18 protein-coding genes are annotated in these 20,360 nt (G+C 42.4%); 11 read left to right on the forward strand and 7 right to left on the reverse strand.

All coding sequences use genetic code 11. The annotated features are described in order from the left end of the window. The first annotated feature begins 116 nt into the window (after nucleotides 1–116). The 5 genes from ACLFKQ_RS01490 to ACLFKQ_RS01510 all read left to right on the forward strand — a co-directional run bounded on the left by ACLFKQ_RS01490 (nucleotide 117) and on the right by ACLFKQ_RS01510 (nucleotide 4,987). A complete protein-coding gene (locus ACLFKQ_RS01490) occupies nucleotides 117–1,559 on the forward strand; it encodes a PP2C family protein-serine/threonine phosphatase (RefSeq protein WP_448998152.1) in 1,443 nt (480 codons plus the stop codon). 284 nt (nucleotides 1,560–1,843) lie between these two features. Continuing rightward, entirely contained in the window at nucleotides 1,844–2,059 is a 216-nt protein-coding gene (locus ACLFKQ_RS01495) for a hypothetical protein (RefSeq protein WP_448998153.1), read from the forward strand. Between the two features lie 196 nt (nucleotides 2,060–2,255). Continuing rightward, complete coding sequence (gene argH / locus ACLFKQ_RS01500) at nucleotides 2,256–3,647, forward strand: argininosuccinate lyase (RefSeq protein WP_448998154.1); 1,392 nt, start codon at nucleotides 2,256–2,258, stop codon at nucleotides 3,645–3,647. Between the two features lie 26 nt (nucleotides 3,648–3,673). Continuing rightward, the gene (locus ACLFKQ_RS01505; protein WP_448998155.1) at nucleotides 3,674–4,132 is read left to right on the forward strand and encodes an NUDIX hydrolase; all 459 of its coding nucleotides are present in this window, start codon (nucleotides 3,674–3,676) and stop codon (nucleotides 4,130–4,132) included. Between the two features lie 12 nt (nucleotides 4,133–4,144). Continuing rightward, entirely contained in the window at nucleotides 4,145–4,987 is an 843-nt protein-coding gene (locus ACLFKQ_RS01510; protein WP_448998156.1) for a M28 family peptidase, read from the forward strand. Nucleotides 4,988–5,195: 208 nt separating this feature from the next. On the opposite strand, the gene lptB is transcribed toward ACLFKQ_RS01510, so the two are convergent. The 4 genes from lptB to ACLFKQ_RS01530 all read right to left on the reverse strand — a co-directional run bounded on the left by lptB (nucleotide 5,196) and on the right by ACLFKQ_RS01530 (nucleotide 7,332). Beyond that, nucleotides 5,196–5,924, reverse strand: coding sequence for an LPS export ABC transporter ATP-binding protein (gene lptB, locus ACLFKQ_RS01515; RefSeq protein ID WP_448998157.1), 729 nt, complete (start codon nucleotides 5,922–5,924; stop codon nucleotides 5,196–5,198). Beyond that, on the reverse strand, nucleotides 5,925–6,377 hold the full coding sequence (locus ACLFKQ_RS01520; RefSeq protein ID WP_448998158.1) for an LptA/OstA family protein: 453 nt from the start codon (nucleotides 6,375–6,377) through the stop codon (nucleotides 5,925–5,927). A gap of 112 nt (nucleotides 6,378–6,489) precedes the next feature. Next, entirely contained in the window at nucleotides 6,490–6,963 is a 474-nt protein-coding gene (locus ACLFKQ_RS01525) for a DUF309 domain-containing protein (protein WP_448998159.1), read from the reverse strand. A 3-nt stretch (nucleotides 6,964–6,966) separates the two neighbouring features. Continuing rightward, on the reverse strand, nucleotides 6,967–7,332 hold the full coding sequence (locus ACLFKQ_RS01530) for a ferredoxin-thioredoxin reductase catalytic domain-containing protein (protein WP_448998160.1): 366 nt from the start codon (nucleotides 7,330–7,332) through the stop codon (nucleotides 6,967–6,969). 516 nt (nucleotides 7,333–7,848) lie between these two features. Here ACLFKQ_RS01530 and ACLFKQ_RS01535 point away from each other — a divergent pair. Continuing rightward, on the forward strand, nucleotides 7,849–10,074 hold the full coding sequence (locus ACLFKQ_RS01535) for a response regulator (protein ID WP_448998161.1): 2,226 nt from the start codon (nucleotides 7,849–7,851) through the stop codon (nucleotides 10,072–10,074). A gap of 816 nt (nucleotides 10,075–10,890) precedes the next feature. On the opposite strand, the gene ACLFKQ_RS01540 is transcribed toward ACLFKQ_RS01535, so the two are convergent. Both ACLFKQ_RS01540 and coaE read right to left on the reverse strand, forming a co-directional pair. Next, nucleotides 10,891–11,076 (reverse strand): DUF4278 domain-containing protein, encoded by a 186-nt coding sequence (locus ACLFKQ_RS01540; RefSeq protein ID WP_448998162.1) that lies wholly within the window; start codon nucleotides 11,074–11,076, stop codon nucleotides 10,891–10,893. A gap of 205 nt (nucleotides 11,077–11,281) precedes the next feature. Continuing rightward, the gene (coaE, locus tag ACLFKQ_RS01545; RefSeq protein ID WP_448998163.1) at nucleotides 11,282–11,881 is read right to left on the reverse strand and encodes a dephospho-CoA kinase; all 600 of its coding nucleotides are present in this window, start codon (nucleotides 11,879–11,881) and stop codon (nucleotides 11,282–11,284) included. 66 nt (nucleotides 11,882–11,947) lie between these two features. On the opposite strand from coaE, the gene ACLFKQ_RS01550 reads away from it, so the two are divergent. The 5 genes from ACLFKQ_RS01550 to ACLFKQ_RS01570 all read left to right on the forward strand — a co-directional run bounded on the left by ACLFKQ_RS01550 (nucleotide 11,948) and on the right by ACLFKQ_RS01570 (nucleotide 17,532). Further along, nucleotides 11,948–12,364 carry a zf-TFIIB domain-containing protein gene (locus ACLFKQ_RS01550; RefSeq protein WP_448998164.1) on the forward strand — a complete coding sequence of 139 codons (417 nt, stop codon included), beginning with the start codon at nucleotides 11,948–11,950 and terminating at the stop codon, nucleotides 12,362–12,364. A gap of 194 nt (nucleotides 12,365–12,558) precedes the next feature. Then, nucleotides 12,559–15,087, forward strand: coding sequence for a sigma 54-interacting transcriptional regulator (locus ACLFKQ_RS01555; RefSeq protein WP_448998165.1), 2,529 nt, complete (start codon nucleotides 12,559–12,561; stop codon nucleotides 15,085–15,087). A 138-nt stretch (nucleotides 15,088–15,225) separates the two neighbouring features. Next, the gene (locus tag ACLFKQ_RS01560; RefSeq protein WP_448998166.1) at nucleotides 15,226–15,708 is read left to right on the forward strand and encodes a flavin reductase family protein; all 483 of its coding nucleotides are present in this window, start codon (nucleotides 15,226–15,228) and stop codon (nucleotides 15,706–15,708) included. 225 nt (nucleotides 15,709–15,933) lie between these two features. Beyond that, nucleotides 15,934–16,980 (forward strand): RRXRR domain-containing protein, encoded by a 1,047-nt coding sequence (locus ACLFKQ_RS01565; RefSeq protein WP_448998167.1) that lies wholly within the window; start codon nucleotides 15,934–15,936, stop codon nucleotides 16,978–16,980. Nucleotides 16,981–17,091: 111 nt separating this feature from the next. Next, nucleotides 17,092–17,532 (forward strand): type II toxin-antitoxin system VapC family toxin, encoded by a 441-nt coding sequence (locus ACLFKQ_RS01570; RefSeq protein WP_448998168.1) that lies wholly within the window; start codon nucleotides 17,092–17,094, stop codon nucleotides 17,530–17,532. 15 nt (nucleotides 17,533–17,547) lie between these two features. On the opposite strand, the gene topA is transcribed toward ACLFKQ_RS01570, so the two are convergent. Next, nucleotides 17,548–20,181, reverse strand: a complete 2,634-nt coding sequence (gene topA, locus ACLFKQ_RS01575) for a type I DNA topoisomerase (protein ID WP_448998169.1) — start codon at nucleotides 20,179–20,181, stop codon at nucleotides 17,548–17,550. Nucleotides 20,182–20,360: the final 179 nt, after the last annotated feature.

Below are 20,360 nucleotides of genomic sequence, written 5' to 3' on the forward strand. Positions count from 1 at the left end.
AAGCATAATTTTAACCATTGGTCCGATTAAAATTTAAGGTTGTTTTAAGATTAGTTCACACGAGTTCTTAGTACCCTTAAAGCTCAATTATTAACGACTGATGCCGTAAAAATCTAATGTCCCAAATTGTAGAGGCAATGACTGTCACCCCTTTTGGCAATACCTCTCAAAAATCAAATAGTCTTGGCACTGCCTCGAAAACAGAAGCAAATCCAATTTTGGCACTTAAAGAATTGGTTGCCAATCTTCAGCGAGAACAAAATAAAGTTCAAGATTTGCTGAGTTCTTTAGGGTTTGCCCTGCGCAGCTTTAGTAATTTAAATCAGTTCCTCGAACTAACTCCATTGATGGCTGCTAGAGTGACAGATTCGATTGGGGGAGCTTTGATTTTATATAAAGACAGTGGTTTGGTGCGCCTCGAACAAATTTATTGTCAAGACAGTCAAATTGGACTAGAGATGCGGCGTGTCTTTGAAGCGGTAAATAACCGCCTCAACCAGGACATAAATAGTAAAAAGGCGATCGCTGTTGCGGGAGCACAATTGGCAACAGATATGGACGAAAGAATCCGTCAAGAATCGATCGCGCCAATTCAAGTTTTTGGAACTCCAGTACTCGTTAAAAATGTCGAACGGGGTCGGCTTTACGTGTTTAGCACCGATCCCGATTACAATTGGACTCATACGAGAAGAAAACTGACTCAGCTAGTAGCCGATCAGACTGCCGTGGCGATCGCCAATCACGAACTTACGGTAGAACTGCGCTCCAAAGAAAGACAAGACCGCGAGTTAGAAATTGCCTCGGAGATTCAACTGCGGTTGTTACCGAGCAAATGTCCGCAAATTGAAGGTTTGGAAATTGCTGCTAAGTGCCAAACTGCAAGTCGGGTAGGCGGAGATTACTATGATTTTATTCCCACTAATTTCGATCGCCTGCGGCGCGAGCGAGGCGAAGGTGAAGAAGCATCTTTAGTTCCTTGGAGTATCGTCATTGGCGATGTCATGGGTAAAGGCGTTCCCGCAGGATTAATCATGACCATGACTAGAGGAATGTTAAGAGCCGAAGTCTTAAATCGTCACTCTCCTGCCGAGATTATGCGCCATCTCAATCGGGTAATGTACGCTGATTTGGAAAACTCCCATCGGTTTGTCAGTATGTTCTACTCGGAATACGATCCCAATACCAAACAGCTTTCCTTTACCAATGCCGCGCACAACCCTCCACTACTTTGGCGAGCCGCTACAGACGCGATCGAGAAATTGGACAGTTGGGGAATGCTAATTGGTTTGGATATCGATTCTGAATATGAAGATGCCGTAGTACAGCTTGCTCCTGGAGATATAGTGTTTTACTACACCGATGGCTTTACAGATGCAGTAAACGAAAATGGTGCTCGCTTTGATGAAGAAAATCTCTGTCGTACTTTTAAATGGGCTTGTCAGCATTTAGAAAGTTCTGACGAGATTCTAGAGTACATTTTTAACTGCATAGAAGAATTTAGCGGCAGCAATAATTATGGTGATGACATGACTTCAATCGTGATGCGGATTAAGAAGTAGAAAGTAGGAAGTAAAAAATAGCAAATTCACTTTTGACTGGTATTTGCTGGTACTGCACCTCTCAATTACAGCGGTGTGCAAACAAGTTAAGCACGGTTACAAATGGCAATTCTAATAATCAAGTCAGCTAGATGTACTTAATAACTCTGAACACCGCTTTAAATCGATCCGGGTAAATGTATGTAAAGAAATCTTAACGATAGGAAAAATATAAGGCGACTAAATTTTTTCGAGATTAGATTAGTCTTGAATCTTCGCGCCCAATACATACGATCGAAAAAATTATGGATATATTATACAGCCAGTTACTTCAAGTAATTGTAGAAACCTCATCCGAGCATTTCAGCTTGTTTTCCAGTATTTTGGCACAGACGATAGAAGATCCCGACATTCTCGGTCAAATACAGGATGCTTGGAGTAATTTTCTTGAGTCTGGTCAAGCATGGGCTTTAGCTATTGGGGCGTTTTTGGGCTATACCTTTAAAGGTTTTACAGGTTGAGAGCGATTTAGTAAAAGAATTAAATTATCTATATTCATAGATTAGATGTCTAATGATTAGATGGTTAGCTCTGACTTAAATCTATGAAATCTATGACTTTATCGAATTAAGTTCGAATTAAGGTGGTTTAGATATTTGGTGACTAATTGCTATTAATTTAAAATATAGTGCGATCCCTAAATACTGACCTTCTATCGTGACCGAAAAACAAACCTGGAGCGATCGCTTTGAATCTGCCTTAAATCCGGCGATCGCGATTTTTAATGCTAGTATTGGCTTCGATATCGAACTAATCGAATACGATCTGACCGGTTCGATCGCCCATGCGAAGATGCTGGCTAAAACTGGCATCATTTCCGATACCGAAGCAGAACTTTTAGAGTCCGGGCTAGAACGAATTCGCCAAGAGTACCGACAGGGTAAATTCAACCCAGGAGTTGAAGCTGAAGACGTTCATTTTGCCGTGGAAAGAAGACTGACCGAAATCGTCGGCGATGTGGGCAAAAAACTCCATACGGCGCGCTCGCGCAACGATCAAGTAGGTACGGATATTCGTCTGTATTTAAGAGCCGAAATCGCACTAATACAGCAACAGATCCTAGCTTTTCAGTCCGCCTTACTAACCAAAGCCGAAAGCAATGTAGAAACTTTAATTCCAGGCTATACTCACCTGCAAAGAGCGCAGCCTTTAAGTTTGGCACATCATTTACTCGCTTATTTTCAAATGGCGCAGCGAGATTGGGAAAGATTGGCTGATGTATACCGACGCACGAATATATCTCCGTTGGGCTGCGGTGCTTTAGCAGGGACAACGTTTCCCATCGATAGAGAATACAGTGCCCAATTGCTGGGATTCGATCGCCCTTACGAAAATAGTCTCGACGGCGTGAGCGATCGCGATTTTGCCATCGAATTTCTCTGTGCCGCCAGTTTGATTATGGTGCATTTAAGCCGTTTGAGCGAAGAAATAATTCTTTGGGCATCTCAAGAGTTTAACTTTATCACTCTTAAAGATAGCTGCGCTACGGGTTCGAGCATCATGCCTCAAAAAAAGAATCCCGACGTTCCCGAACTAGTGCGAGGTAAAACAGGTAGAGTATTCGCACACCTGCAAGCTTTATTGGTAATTATGAAAGGATTACCGCTGGCTTATAACAAAGATTTGCAAGAAGACAAAGAAGCTATTTTCGATAGTGTCAAAACTGTTAAAAGCTGCCTATCGGCAATGACAATTTTGCTGAATGAAGGCATTGAATTTAATACCGTTAGGCTAAATGCCACCGTAGCTGAAGACTTTTCTAATGCCACCGATGTTGCCGATTATTTAGCAGCCAAACAAGTTCCGTTTCGCGAAGCTTATAATTTAGTAGGCAAAGTGGTTAAAACCAGCTTAGCGGCAGGTAAATTACTTAAAGATTTGAGCTTAGAAGAATGGCAACAAATTCATCCTGCTTTTGAAGCCGATATCTATCAGGCTATCGCGCCAGAACGAGTAGTGGCAGCACGCAATAGTTATGGCGGCACGGGTTTCGAACGGGTTCGCCAGGCGATCGCTACTGCTAAATCTCAATTAGCATCTTATATCTGACAACTTATATAAATAAACTATTTTTTATGCGTCGTTATTGGCGATTTATTTTTACCGTACTGGGCATTATTTTCCGACATCCCGTAACCGGGACGACAATTATTCCCGTCTTGCCAGATGGACGCATTGTTTTAGTACAGCGCAGCGACTCTCAAAGATGGGGTTTACCTGGAGGAATGGTAGACTGGGGAGAAGATATTCCTCATGCTGCCTGTCGAGAATTGGCAGAAGAAACGGGGCTAAAATTAGTCAAAATTAGGCGTTTGGTAGGTGTTTATTCCGATCCCTACCGCGACCCCCGTCTTCACTCGATTTCTGTCTTAATAGAAGCTGAGGTTACGGGAGAGATAAAAATCAAAGATAAACTAGAAATTTTACAGGCTAAAGCTTATTTACCCCAAGAACTGCCTCGAGGTAATCTCAGTCACGACCACGACCGTCAGCTACAGGACTTCCTCGACGGTAAGATGGCGATCATTCGATAAACTGAGTTAGCAATGAGCCTAAAAAATCGTCTGAGGGAACATCTAAAGCAAATTGCCAGAGAACGAGATCCCTATGTTGCTTCTGGAGGTCATTTCCTAGTCAGAGAATACGTGCGCCAACAGCTAGAAAGCTGGGGAACGGTAAAAATTCACGAGTTTACCTTCAGAGGAAAAATTTATCAAAATCTAGTTCTCGATCTGCCAGCGAAATCTCACGATAACAACTTGTCGCCTATTTTAATCGGAGCGCATTACGATGCCGTACCTGGAACTCCCGGCGCAGATGATAACGCTACGGGGGTTGCCGTTTTATTAGAGTTGGCAAAATCTTTTAGCGCTCGCCCGTTAAAATATCCAGTCAGATTAGTCGCTTTCGATCTAGAAGAATCTGGTCTACTGGGCAGCACTGCCTATGCCAACGATCTTAAAGCCGAGAGACAACCTTTACGTTTGATGCTCTCCCTAGAAATGTTAGGCTACTGCGATCCTACTCCCGGCTCTCAAAGCTATCCCGATTTAATTAAGCGTTTTTATCCCGATCGCGGTAACTTTATTGCTTTAGTAGGCAACTTACCTGCTACTCTCGATTTATTTCGGCTCAGTCATTACCTCAAACACCAAGGTACGCCTTGCGAATTTTTACCCGACCCTAGTAGCGGCAAATGGATACCTCAAACTGCCTTAAGCGATCATTATCCTTTTTGGCGACAAGGATACCGCGCCATTATGGTTACCGACACGGCTATGCTACGCAATCCTCACTATCATTGCCCTAGTGATAAGATCGATAGCCTAGATTTAGATTTTTTAACCAGTGTTTGTCAGGGTCTAATTACAGCTTTGAGAAAGATTTAAGGACTTACAGGAGTTACGCAGTTGAGTTTAAAATGCTTTCCCAGCGTGCAATGTTTATCTTGCGATCCGCTAGCAACGTGGGGGTGTGTACCGCTATCCGTCTTGCTTTTAGTCTAGCGCAAGTAATTGAAGTGCGTAACTTCTGGACTTAATAAGATAGGTTGGGTTGAGGCACGAAATCAATATCCAATCGCCGGGTTTGAGTCGGCTAAACTATAAAGCTATCTCCCAAGTAATACTGTCTGACCAGAGGATTGTCGTATAGTTCTTCGGTCGTACCTGAAGCGAGAATTTGACCATCTCGTAGAACATAGGCGCGGTCGGTAATCGCCAGGGTTTCGCGAAAATTGTGATCGGTAATTAAAATTCCCATAGCACGAGCGCGCAGTTTGGCAATGATTTTTTGCATTTCAGCGACAGCAATGGGATCGACTCCTGCAAAAGGTTCGTCCAGCAGCATATACTTCGGTCCGTCAATGCCAGCAGCTAATGCTCTTGCCAACTCGGTACGCCGTCTTTCTCCTCCCGAAACCTGAGATCCTAGAGTATTGGCAATTTTTTCTAAGCGAAATTCTGCTAGAAGCTGTTGTAGGCGAATTGGTCTGGCAGGACGGGGAATACCAGTTTGTTCCAGTACGAGTAAAATATTATCCCGTACGCTGAGATTGCGAAAAATACTCGGTTGTTGAGTAAGATAACCAATACCCAAACGCGCTCGTTGATGGAGGGGTAATTTGGTAATCTCGCGATCGCCAAGCCACACTTTACCTCGTTCGGGGGCAATTGTTCCCGTAGCCACATAAAAAGTCGTGGTCTTACCGGCTCCGTTAGGACCTAGTAAGCCTACTATTTCTCCTGGCAAAACCCGCAGATTGACTCGGTTGACTACGGCTTTCTTGCCATAAGATTTATGAATATTTTCTAAAACTAAACTCACTTAATTGTTAAGCTGCCCTTCGTTGTTATCGGGAACGGGTTCTGTAACGATATAGGTCGATTCTACTTGGCGATCGCTTTTGGGAGTGGCGATAAATCTGCCTTCATCGACTAAATAAGTTAGAGTTTCGGCTCGCATACTATTACCCTGCTGCAAAACATAAACATTACCAGTCAGCACTAAACGCCGTTCGCGGGTAAAATATTGAGCTTGTGCGGCCGTTGCTTGAAGCTGTTTGACAGGATAGTCTATTTTGACATTACCCCTAGCAGTAATTACTCCCGTCTCAGAATTAGATTCTTGAACGTCAGAACGAAGGGTAATCGCCCCTCCTGTTGATGGATTCTGTGCTAATAAAACTCGCTCGGGGAAGTAAACGGCAACCGCGCTAACGACACTTACCGCAACAAATTTTATTATTTGGTTACGAAACGATAAAAAACTAGCAGACATAATTCTTAATCATAAGTCTTACCACGAAATAATGTGTTGGTTGCTTATCCCGACCGACTAGTTAGACGGCCACCTCGAACCATAAGTTGCACTCCCCACGAGTTTGGCTATCTCAGTTTACTTTCACAATCTGAGGAAATTGACAACCATCAGTCAGATCTAATTCTTGATGATTGTCTGACTGCGGTATGCTTGGGGATGTAGCAGTCAGTTCGTCATTGTCCTGGATGATTTTTTGCTTGACCTGTAGCTGCTGGAAAAACACCTCTACCTGTTCTGGTTCTATTTGCTGCAGCCTTTGAAGCAATTGGATGCTCTGCTGTAGTAATAGTTCCACATTTATCCCATGATAGGAGGGCTGGTAGTCTCGCAATCTTCTGACAGCTTCTCCCAACAACATTATCGCACCTCGCCAATTGTAGTTGCTGAGATGGTAACAGGCAACAGCAACCTGTAAGACTCCTTGATAGAATCTCTTATCTAATTCAGGAGCTTCTATCCAAATAGCTTCGAGAGTATCGTGACAGGCGTAAAATTGTTGTTGGTTAAACTCTTCTACACCTTGCCAAAATTCTGGAGAGGACATCTGCTATGATTTCATACTGTCGCGGACTTCTTTAATCATCTCCAGGTCAATTTCCTGTTGGTCGCCCGCAAATTCATTGTCGGGAGTGATAAACAACATACAATGGCATTCTTTTCTTTCCCGCATGGGAACGCAGGGACAGTTCCAAAAAGAATTTTTTACTTCGGCTTCCTTATCTTCATAATGACGACAAGGACATAGAGGTGCGCCTAATTCGTCTTTGTGTCTTGCCAGCCCTTCGACCACTACAGCAGTGACAGACAAGTCGCTACAAAAATAAGTATCGGTTCTCTTAGCATACTGTTCGGAAAACTTTTTCATCGCCAGTAAAGTTTTGTCGGGATTTTTGGCGGGAGATTTAGAAGTCATAAAAATTATCGAGATTTTAAAGTTAACGAGTTTTAGTTTATTTATTTGTATTGTAGAGCAATAAGCTGCCCGACTTTGGCAATATGATTGTATTATTACAATAACACTGCAAATATACTAATGCTAATCTTCATTTAATGTCTAATGGCTAAAATATTGGTTATATTCGAATTAAGTTGAGAGATTATTTTGACGATCTGGGCAAAATAATACCGACCAATAATACCAATGATGTTTTTATTAGGTGATTTTTCGTAAGGATATACAGAGTAGCAGAATCGAGAAAAACTATTAAAAAAGTTAGATGATTTAAAAAGTTAGATGATTTAATTTTTGTCCGCTCCGTAGAGTAAACCACCAAAACAGTTCTTTGAAATGTGACTCGCTCTAGCTTTGATAAAAATTATCAATGTAAAAATTGTTGATTTTATCAATGTAAAAATTGTTGATTTTTTACTAGGATATGACAATTGTCCAACTTCTTTAAATATTGCAAAATTTTTTAATAATTAATTGATGATGAACTTAACTGATAATAACGGCGATCGCGCAAATTTACCAAACGAAATTATTAAGATTTTGATCGTAGACGATCAAAAAATGATTCGCGAGGGTTTAAAAGCTCTAATCCATGCAGAAAAAAACTTAGAAATTGTTGATGTAGCCAGTAATGGAGAAGAAGCGATAAACAAAACCGAAACTCTCCAACCAGATGTCGTGCTTATGGATGTAGAAATGCCTGGCATGGACGGAATGGAGGCTACCAAAATAATTTGTCAAAGATTCCCCAATGTTAAAGTTTTAATTTTAAGTACCTACGACGATCGAGAATATGTCTCGCGCTCTCTTAGTTCGGGCGCGATGGGTTATTTGCTCAAGGGAACTCCAGCCAAAGAACTTACCGATGCGATCGAGGCGGTACATCGAGGTTACGCTCAGATTGGACCTGGAGTCTATCGTAATTTAGACATGTTACCTAAAAAGTCTAGCACAGCCGAAACTGCCACTCTATCTTCAGTAGCAGCGCGAACTCCAGAAAGCGAGCGTCCGACGACAACTCCTACTCAAAGTCAATTAGTTCCTACAGATAGCAAGAGCGATTCTGCTGCTCTTGCCAATCGTTTTGACTCAACTCCTTCACGGGAATTCGAGCAAACAGTTATGTTGCGACAGTCCCCCAAATGGTCGCGAGCCACAATCTGGGGAGTAATTGGAGTAACGGTATTTACTATCGTGTGGTCGGCTGTTGCCAAAATCGAACAGGTCGTTCCCGCCCAAGGACAAATTAAACCAATAGGCAAACTCAAAGAAATTCAGGTACCAACCAATGGGGTAGTAGAAGAAGTTGCCGTAGAAGAAGGAGAACGGGTGGCAAAAGGGGATTTATTATTGGTTTTAGACTCGACCACTTCTCAAGCTCAGTTAGATTCCTATAAACAAGTCCGCCAATCTCTCCAACAAGAAAACAAATTTTATCGCTCGATAGTGAAAGGAGAAATTCAGCCAGAGCGAATCGATGAGGTAGTTGCCAAACTCGATCTTCCTAGCGAAATTACCTCTCTAACTCGCAACCGCGCCGAACTACAGGCGGAAAATCAGTTGTTCCTCGCTCAGTTAGAAGGAGGTGGAGATAACCTTTCTCCGGAACAGCAAATTAGACTCAGAACTTCTCAAGCCGAAGTACGTTCCCGCGTTGCCGCAGCTCGATTAGAAGTAGAACAATTAGAAAGACAGTTAAATCAAAACCAACTACAACTAGCCGATAATCGGGAACAATTAGCTACTGCGAAACAGGTTCTAGCTGAAATCGAGCGTCGCAATCAAGAATCAATCGCTCAAGCCGAAGAAAGTTTACAAATCGAACGAGATACCCTGGCTTCGATCGAACCACTAGTAGAAGCAGGAGCTCTATCGAGAATTCAGCGAGACAGACAGCGGCAGGAAGTAAACGACCGGCGTGCTACCATGATGGAGCAACGAGCAGAAGGAACGATCGAACGCGATCGCCAGCAGCAAGAGGTAGTTACTCTCCAAGCCGAAATTCAACGCTTACTAGAAGAAGAACAGAGATTGCGACTAGATATCGCTCAAGCACGAGAAGAACTAACCAACACGACGACTCTCTCTGACAAAGACCTTTTAGACAGAATTGCTGAAAACCGCAAGCGACTTGCCGAAATTGACAGTCAGTTAAACAAAACGATCGTCGAGAATGATAAGCAAATTGCCGAACTCAATAGTCAAATTAGCGGTGCCCAGCAAACTTTAAAGTATCAAAGAATAGTTGCTCCCGTCGATGGAGAAATCTTCGATCTCAGAGCCTATCCCGGTTATGTACCTCCTGCGGGTCAAGCTGCAGAACCAGTATTACAAATCGTTCCCGAAGACGAACTAATAGCAGAAGTGTTTATCACTCCTGAAGACATTGGTTTCGTACAAGAGGGCATGGCGACGGATGTGCGGATTTCTGCTTTTCCCTATAGCGAGTATGGCGATGTTAAGGGAGAAGTAATGTTTATCAGTAGAGATGCTCTACCACCAGAACCTCCATACGACTTCTTTCGCTATACCGCTAAAATTAAGCTAGATCGACCATACCTCACGATCCGCGGCGAACAAACTCCGCTGCAGTCGGGAATGGGAGTTCAGGCAAATATTAGAGTTAGGGAAAATCGTACGGTCTTAAGTTTGTTTAGCGAAAAATTCTTTACCGGACTCGATAAGTTTAAAGAAGTTAAGTAAAATCGGCTTATTTTTCTCTATGGGTCGATCGAACCACAGTACTTTAATCAGGCTTTGGTCTTGGAGGATCGAGGGAGGCAGAAAGAACTACCAAGAATAAGCAACCAAAAAATAAATTTAAAATATCGATTTAGAATGAAACTAGGGGAAAAGTACGTCTATCTTCTCTCTGTTTGCAGAAAGCGCAAGCTTGGTTAGTCGATCGCGAAAAAGGCAGGTATGCACCTGCCAGTAATTTTAACTTTTAACTATTTGTAGGATTGCTATTAGAGCCGAAGCTTTAAATTGTGAGCGAGACTTTTTAAATTAACTTGCTGACTTTGGCGATCGCTCATATGCTGATTGCTAATTTCTCAGCTGTGTTGGTTTGAGCTCGATCGATAGTCGAGTGAAATAAGTCGGGCGAATCCGCGCCTTGGCTGGATGCAAAACTTCTGCATGACCGGTTTCCTTTAGCAGATTGGGTTGCCACCATTTGGCAAGAACTGTGTGAATAATTCACCCCAAAACAACGGTTTCCTCGATAAGACTTTGATTCAAAACGATTGATGTGTCGAGGATAGGGATAGGGGCGATTTTTTAGTCGGTGCTGTTGAATAATTTCAAATTCACCTATTTCTAAAGTTGATGGTTTGTCTTCTCCATCTAGACAAAAATAGTGCATGATTGACTTTCAAGCGATCGCATATTGTCACTAACAATAAAATACCAATAAATTAAACTGAAATAATTCTTAAAAGACGCTCGAATTGAATAGGTTTAGGTTTAGATCTTCGAACGCCTTAGATGAGTTTTAGTCTTTAATTTAGATGAGTTTTAGTCTTTAATATAGTCAACGCCCCGATAGGTTAGCTTATTTCGGTCGTGGTGATGGCGATGTTCTTCTTGGCAATAATGGACTTTCCAAGGTTTGCCGCGATACAAACCACCAACTTTACCTTCAGTAACATTCCAGTCGCTGGGTGATTTTTCGTAGTTTTTACCCCTAAATTGTAATTTCATAATTTCCTCCAATTGCTTATCACCTCAAATAGTTTTGAGGTATTCATTTCCTTTGAATACGATTGCTTGCTAATTAATATGCCAGACGAGATCGTCTCGCAGGCGATCGCTCTGGATATTTCCCTAATCAATAATAAACTATTTTTTCTGTATCTTATTTTACAGTTTGCTAATAAATTGGTAATTTAAACAAAAATTTATAATTTCAGTTGCTAGATCTTACCGCCTCGTCTATCTGTCGCAACAGTGCCTGCTCATCAGAGTTATTATCCAATACTACATCTGCTCGCTTGACTTTAACTGCTAGAGGAAGTTGGTTGTTAATGCGAGTTTGAGCTTGTGCGACAGTCAAACCATCGCGCTGTTGCAATCTAGAAATCTGAATCGCGCGATCGCAACACACTACCCAAATTTCAGTTACTAAATCGGTCAAATTAGCTTCAAATAACAAAGGTATTGCATAAACTAGGGTACGAGACTTTAACTGTTGGGACTGACTGTTAAAGCACTCTCTTACGTAGGGATGAATTTGGCTTTCCAACCAGCGTTTTTCTTCGGCATGATTAAAAATAATCTCACCCAAAGCAGAACGATTTAAGCTACCGTCGGGTAATCTCAGGCGATCGCCATATCGAGTAAAAATAGCTGTTAAAATTGGCGAACCTACTGCTACTGCCTCTCTGGCATACACGTCCGCATCTAGCACGGGAAATTGGTACTTAGCGGCTAAATAATTAGATACCGTAGTCTTGCCCGTTCCAATCCCGCCAGTCAAGCCAATGATTCTTCTTGACGGATTCTTCATCATCAATCTCAGTTAATTCCGATAAGCTAGGAGATAAAGTGCGATCCCTTTAACTACAATTGATGAATGATAAATTCTCTTGACTGTCCTAAGTGTAGCGGAAATTTAAAGACAGTTATCTATCGTGATATAGAAGTAGATCGTTGCGAACGATGTCATGGAATTTGGTTTGATTCTTTAGAAGCAGAAACTCTAGGAAAAATTACCGGTTCAGAGATAATAGATTTAGGAACTATCGAACCTAATGGCGAACTCTTAGAGCACAGTAACAGAGATATTCGTTGTCCTCGATGTCAACAACCAATGTTACAGATGATTGACATAGACAAATATCAAATTTGGTACGAAAAATGCCCTATCTGTCAAGGTATTTGGTTGGACGCAGGGGAGTTCAAACAATTCAAACGTAATTTTCAATCGCAAAATATTTGGAATTTAGTTAGGCGTAAGCTCGATAATTTATTAAACTTTTGGCGAAAATAGATTTTCTTACCAGCGGCGATCGCGCTAATCTAAAATCAGATCGCATCTTAAGCTAGGAAGGCAAAAGCCTTGAAAATTTCATCACTCTTTCTATTTCTTTTATACTTAAAGAGAGCGAGGCTCGCGCGGTGCGTGCTAACTTCGCTAATCACCTCAGGTATTGGAATAGCAAGAGTATTTGGGAGCTAAAAATTATGAGTTTTCCCGATTTAGTAACTTTTCTACGAGAGAGAACGGCACTAAGTAGTTTATCGTCAGAATTTTTAACAGAAATAGCACAACTTCTTGAAATAAAAACTATAGCTGCAAAGCATACTTTAATAACTGAAAATGAAGCACCAGATGGCTTATATATTCTTCAACAAGGACATTTAGAAAGTAACAGTCAAAGTTCCAACCGAAATCTAAGTTTTTTACCAGGGTCTGCGTTGAATTTATCTGCTTTATTATTCGACAAAGCTACCGAATATACGGTAAAGACATTGACCGAAAGCCAACTGTGGTTTGTAGAAGCCAGTAAATTTAAGAAACTAGTCACTCGCCACCCAGAAGTAACCCAAAACTTTTCTCAACAATTAGCCACAGAAGTTAAAGAATTATCCCAACAGCTAGTATTCGAGCAAGAGCGTCAGCAAATCTTAAGACCTTATTTAGTCAGTCGCGCTAAACGGGGAATTATCGGAAAAAGCCGTTATGCTGTCCGCTTGCGATCGCAAATCAAACAGACTTCTGCCAATCGAGATTCGGTATTGATCTTTGGCGAACCCGGATTAGAAAAGGATAATATTGCCGCACTGATTCATTTTGGTTCTAGCTATCGCCGCGAGCCAATTATTCAATTAGACTGCGGTAAAATTCAAGCCAGCGGTGCCGAACTATTTGGTAGAAGCGGTGGCAAACTAGGGCTGATTGAAGCAGTAGGAACGGGCACTTTGGTATTAAATAATATCGAAGAGTTACCACCAGAGTTGCTACCCGCGATCGTTAAATTAATTGAGACTAAAAGCTATACTCCCATTAATCGTTCTGCAAATAAAGATGAGGTAGTAAAACAATCTGATGCTCGCATAATTCTAATTTCAGAAAAAATCGTTCCGGAAATTAATTCCCAAGTAGATACCTTAATTAAAGTACCGCCTTTGCGAGTAAGAAAAGCCGACCTAGACGAACAAATTAAGTACTATATTAATTTATTGAGTAGAGAAAAATTACCGAAAAAACCGCTGGTAACACCGGAGGCGTTAAGAAAGCTGCAGGGGTATGATTTTCCTAATAATTTAAGAGAATTAGAAAACATCGTCGAACGTGCTATTACTCAGTTGCAAGGCTGCGAAGATATTACCGAAGAAATCGTCTGGCAGTCTCAAGCTAAGAAAAAACAATATCGTCTCAATCTATTAGATAAATATCCCAAACTACGCCATTTCTTGCGGAGCGATTGGTATCCAGACAGAATTAACTATGGGTTTACTGCCGCCTTTTTTGCTTTTATCGTTGCAGTTTTATTTCTCGCTCCCCAAAATCGACAGGAAAACTTTGCTCTGAATATATTTTGGGCTTGGTGGTGGCCTCTAGTTTTAATCGGATTTCCTTTTGTCGGTAGAATTTGGTGTGCCTTTTGTCCGTTTATGATCTACGGAGAAATCACCCAAAAGCTTTCTTTGTATCTATTCCCCCGTCAGCTAAAAAAATGGCCCCGACAAACTGCCGAAAAATGGGGAGGTTGGTTTTTATTTGGTTTGTTCGCCCTAATTTTACTCTGGGAAGAACTTTGGGATTTACCAAATACTGCCTATCTCTCAGCTTGGCTGCTACTAATAATTACTGCAGGAGCGATGATTTGTTCGGCAATTTTCGAACGCCGCTTGTGGTGTCGCTATTTATGTCCCATTGGCGGCATGAACGGCATGTTCGCCAAACTGTCGATGACCGAATTGAGAGCACAGCAAGGAACTTGTTCGGCAGAATGTACTACCTATCAATGTTATAAGGGTGGTCCGCAAAAAGGTGAGGGCATGGCGACGGGCGGCTGTCCCTTATATTCTCATCCCGCCCAGATGGAAGATAACCGAGACTGTGTTCTATGCATGACCTGCTTAAAAGCCTGTCCCCATCGTTCGGTAGAATTTAATCTGCGTCCCCCGGGGATCGAACTTTGGACGAGCCACAGACCCCGTAGTTATGAAGTCGCGCTGCTGTTTTTACTGCTGAACGTAGTCTTTTTACATCATTTGCCAGAAATAGAAAGCCGACTGAACTTGGATTTACATTTAACTCAATTTACCAGTCATGGAATTGTGGCGATCGCCGTATTATTTTTACCCGTTCTCCTACCTTTATTGGCTCACGGTTCGATGAAAGCGCTCGCGATGGCGAAGAATAATTTTAAAGCTCATCCTTTTATCCAACTTGCCTATGGTTATTTACCTCTAGTCTTGGCAGGTAATTTAGCTCACTATTTGCGCTTGGGTTTGAGTGAAGGGGGCAAAATTTTGCCAGTAACTATGGCTACTTTTGGCTTGAATGGGGGAAATTTACCTATTTTAGTAGCGCATCCGGCGGTGATTGCTTTTTTACAGGGAACCAGCCTGATTTTTGGCGCACTGTTATCAATTTTGCTAACTCAACAAATATCTCGTCAGCCCTTTAAGTTTTTATTTCCGCAGCATCTAGTAACTGTAGTGCTAGCAGTTGCTATGTGGCAAGTTGTCGTCGGATTTTGAGCTAACCCGCTCCACTGAAGTTTAGACTTAAAAAGAGCAACCGACGATCTAACCAAAGTAGAGTTCGCGCCAAGACCGAAGCTTGGTAAACTAATCGTCAAAACTAAATCGCAATCATATTATTTAGGAGTAAGACTTTTGCTAGACGAAAAAGCTAAAAAAACCATGTTACGCAAGATTCCTCACGGTCTTTACATCTGCGGCGTAAAAGACGGGGAAGAAATGAACGGGTTTACCGTCAGCTGGCTGATGCAATCTTCTTTCAAACCACCTCTAGTAGTCAATTGTGTTAAAAAAGGAACTGGTTCTCACGAGATGGTTAAAAATACTGGGGTATTTGCCATCAGTTTTCTCGACGAAGGACAAAAAGATATCGCTGCAGCCTTTTTCAAACCCAAAGCCCGCGTAGGCAATAAATTTGAAGATGTCGAATTTTACCAAGGCGAAGCAACAGGCTGTCCGATTATCAAAGATTCTTTAGGCTACATCGAATGTCGAGTTGTGGGTACGGTAGAAGAAGGCGACCATACCGTTTACGTAGCTGAAGTAATCGCTTCGGGCGTACACCGCGAAGGTAAGCAGCTGTTACTCGAAACCACTGGTTGGGAATACGGCGGCTAGTGTCAATAACCTGCTCTTGACGCAAAGCGTACAAGAGGGGGATGAAACTAATCAGAATTTCTGAGAATTGTACTACTACACTGAGCCTAGATAAAGTAAGCACTTCCGAATACTTCTCTCGTTCGGACACATTGCTAGACTACTGATTTAGTTGCTGTCAGACAGGACATATTTATCTAGGTGTAGGAAGAGACAAACATACTAATTCTATTAGGGGTTATACCCATGACAGACAAGATTAGAGTGCCAGTTTTATCACCATCGGGTGAACCGCTTATGCCCACAACCAGCGCGAGAGCGAGGAGATGGATAGCTGTGGGTAAAGCTAAACCTGTATGGAACGACCTCAAGATTTTCTGCGTACAGTTATTACAAGAGCCATCTGAAACTAAAACCCAGAAGATTGTGGCTTCGATCGACCCTGGAAAACTCTGGAGCGGATGTGCTTGTATTTCACAGAAAGCAGTTTTATTTACCGCTAACTTAATCTTGCCGTTCAAACGAGTAGTGGCTAGAAAGCAAGCGCAAAAGATTCTTCGTCGCGCTCGTCGTGGTCGAAGAATTAATCGCAATCTGCCGTTCGAGTTTCGCGCCCACAGGCAGAAGCGATTTGATAACCGCAGAGGGAGTAAACTACCTCCTTCGGTACGCTCGAACAAGCTTTTAGAACTCAGAATTATTAAAGAGCTAACTCGAATTTTTCCTGTTTCCGAGATAGTCTACGAGTATGTTAAAGCGGATGTAGATTTAACCTCTGGTAGAAAGAAAGCTCGTTCGGGTAAAGGTTTTTCGCCAGTTATGGTCGGTCAAAAGTATATGCTGCAATGGCTAGAAGAAATTGCACCTACTTACAAACTAGAAGGCTGGCACACTTCAATCATTCGCAAACAATTAGGACTGCCCAAAAATAAGGATAAAAGCTCTCAGGATGTCTCGGCACACGCTAACTGTGCTATTGCCGCAGCAGCCAGCAGATTTATGGAGTATAAGTCTTTCTATAGCGTCAAGAATCGAGGACATCATTGGGTGGGTTCGGTTGAGTTAACCAATTCCCCATTCAAAGTAATTTCTCGCCCCCAACTTTATAGAAGACAGCTTCACTTTGAGAACCTAAGCAAAGGCAGTATCCGCAAACGTAAAGTTGGAACAGTTCACGCTTCATCTTACGATAGAAGCAGAGAATCTTTGCCGTTGAATGTTGAACTAATTAATCGTGATATCAATTTGATAGACAATCTATTGGCATCTTGGTACCAACATGGCGTAATCTAGTTGTGTGGCACTTAGCGTAATTTAGTTGCTTTAGACAATATAATTAAAATAACTCAAATTCTTATTACTGCCAAAAAGTTCTAATGAGTCATACTTTCTTTTGAACTTAAATTGCCAGATTCTATCCATAAATTGCTGATAAAAAAAGCCAAAAGTTCTGGGTGTCGCCGGAGGCATTTATTACGGAAGGAGTATCATAAGCTTGCCGCGTCAATCTACCGCAAAGCAAGAGACCAAGGCGACAAGCTTATTACAACAAACTACGTTTTGTCAGAACTTTTTGCTCTGTTCATTAGTCCACTCAATATTCCTAGATATAAAGCCATTGCATTCATCGATAGCGTAAAAAATCGACCTATGTTGAAATCATTCATAATTAATATCAAAATGGATTTTGAAGCATGGCAATTGTTATCGCAGCGTCAAGATAAAAACTGGAGCTTAGTTGATTGCTCTGGTTTTGTCATCATGAATCATCGTCAAGTCACTGAAGCTTTGACAACCGATCGCCATTTTGAGCAGGCCGGGTTTGTCAGGCTATTAAAGAACTGACAATTATATTTGGTTTTAAGATGACGTTTTTTTAGTCTTGGTAGTTTTCTTTTTAGCAGTAGTTTTTCTTTTAGTAGTTTTGCGAGTTTTTTTGGTAGCGGATTTTTCGGCTAACAGTTCCAAAGCTTTTTCTAACGTAATACTTTCTACGGTTTCGCCTTCTGGTAGACCGGCGTTAATTTTGCCGTGTTTGACATAGTTACCGTAGGGTCCTTTGTAGACGTTTACTGGTTCTTTGTCCTCCGGATGTTCTCCCAATTCTCTGAGAGGCTTTTTAGTGCCGCCACGACGCGATCGCTTGGGCTGAGACAATAATTCCATCGCGCGATCGTAGCTTACCGTCAGCACGTCATCTTCAGCTTTTAACGAGCGATAGTCGCGTTTCTGCTTTTTCTCTTCTGAATCTTTATATTCATGAACTACATAAGGACCAAAACGACCGATACTTGCTTTTATTTTACCTCCCGTACCTGGATGTTCTCCCAACAAAAGGGGTAGAGATAACAAACCTACCGCCATATCTAAAGTTACATCTTCTTTTTTAACGTTTTTAGGAATAGACACTTGTTTGGGTTTGGGGCGATCGTCGGTTTTATCTCCTAGCTGGACGTAATCCCCATAGGGTCCTGTTTTGAGGTATATTGGTTCGCCAGTTTCGGGATGCAGTCCGACTTTTTCGGGTCCCGCCACTTTCTGACGTACCAGAGTCTCTACCTGTTCGGGATTGAGATCGGCTGGAGTCAAGTCAACGGGAATCGAAACTTTAAGCTCTTCTTCGCCATTAGTAATTTCAATGTAGGGTCCATAACGACCGATGCGAACTTGGGCATCTAAATTGTCTAGTGCGATCGTTTTTGCCGTAGCAGGATCGATTTGTTCGGTCTTGAGATCGATCTGATGGCGCAAACCCGTATCGCCTTGATAGAAACGCCGTAGATAGGGCAGCCATTCCGCTCCACCTCGGGCAATCTCATCGAGCGTTGCTTCCATTTTGGAAGTAAATTCCGTATCTACTAAATCGGGAAAGTGCTCTTCTAGCAGACTGGTAACGGCAAAGGCAGTAAAGGTAGGAATTAATGCCTTACCGCGCATCTGAACGTAACCGCGATCGATAATCGTTCCCATAACACTGGCGTAGGTACTGGGTCTGCCGATGCCTTCTTTTTCTAGAGTTTTGACTAGAGATGCTTCGGTGTACCTTGCTGGAGGTTGGGTTTCGTGTCCGATCGCCTCGATTTCTTTACAGTCTGGTTTGTCTCCTACTTTCAAAGGTGGTAAGGGTGATTCGCGATTTTCTAATGCCTCATCGGGATCGTCAGAACCTTCGACATAGGCGCGGAAAAACCCAGGAAAATCGATTAATTGACCGTTGGCACGAAATACCGCATTTTCCACTTCCAGATCGACGGCAATTTGTGTCAGTCTGGCATCTGCCATCTGACAGGCAATGGTGCGCTTCCAAATCAGATCGTAGAGTTTAAATTCGCGATCGCTCAAACCAGTTTCTTTGGGAGTGCGAAAGGTGTTACCCGCAGGACGAATTGCTTCGTGAGCTTCTTGTGCTCCTTTACTTTTAGTGCTGTACTGACGGGCTTTGGGACTGAGATAGTCTTTGCCGTACATTTGTTCGACACAACTCCGGGCTGCGGCGAGCGCCTGTTTAGACAGATGAACCGAATCCGTCCGCATATAGGTAATGTAGCCCTGTTCGTAGAGCTTTTGGGCGATCCGCATCGTTTCCCTAGCAGAGATGCCCAGCTTGCGGTTGGATTCCTGTTGCAGGGTTGAAGTAGTAAAGGGTGGAGAGGGGCGGCGCTTGGCGGCTTTTTCTTCGCGGTTGCTCACCGTCCAAGTTTTAGTAATCAGTCTGTCTTTAAGCTTTTTTGCTTCGCTTTCATCGAGCAAGACCACGTCTCTACCCTCGGCAATTTTACCCGTGTCGGGATCGAAGTCGCTACCCGTAGCTATTTTTTTGCCGTCGAGAGTAATTAATTTAGCCTCGAAAGGATCTTGCTGTTGTTCTAATAGTGCCTTTAAATCCCAATAGCCCCCAGACTGGAAAGCCCGACGTTCTCTTTCTCTCTCTACTAATAGGCGTACCGCTACCGATTGTACTCTCCCTGCCGACAAACCCTTAGAAATTTTTTTCCACAGCAGGGGCGAAACGGTGTATCCTACCAGGCGGTCTAAAATCCGGCGAGTTTCTTGAGCGTGAACTAAGTTCTCATCTACATCGCGACACTCTTGTAGAGCTCGTTCGATAGCGTCGCGGGTAATTTCGTGAAATACCATGCGCTTGACGGGAACTTTAGGCTTGAGTATTTCTAACAGATGCCAGCTAATGCTTTCGCCCTCGCGGTCTTCATCTGTAGCCAGAATTAGTTCGTCTGCGGCTTTGAGGGCAGTTTTTAATTCTTGAACTACTTTCTTTTTGGATTTGGGAACTACATAAATCGGTTGAAATTTATCTTCCACATTTACCCCTAAATTTTTCCATTCCTTGTCTTTATAAGCAGGGGGAATTTCATCCGCCGAAGGAGGTAAATCGCGAACGTGACCCATCGACGCTTCTACCTGATAGTTAGAAGGTAAATAGTTACGAATAGTTCGAGCTTTAGTAGGAGATTCGACAATAACCAGAGTTGACATAGAAAATCAAGCTAACGCAGTAAAATAACAGAGGTGAATTTTTTATAGAGGTTTATTTTCAAATTTAAATTTATCGTCTCTAAATAAAAATCGACAATCGCTTTTCAGCCCCAACTGGGGAGCGCGAGCAGGAGGTCTTTGACCAAGTTAGAGGAGACCCCGCCGTAAGAAGACGGGGT

The sequence above is a fragment of the Myxosarcina sp. GI1(2024) genome (genome assembly GCF_053543375.1).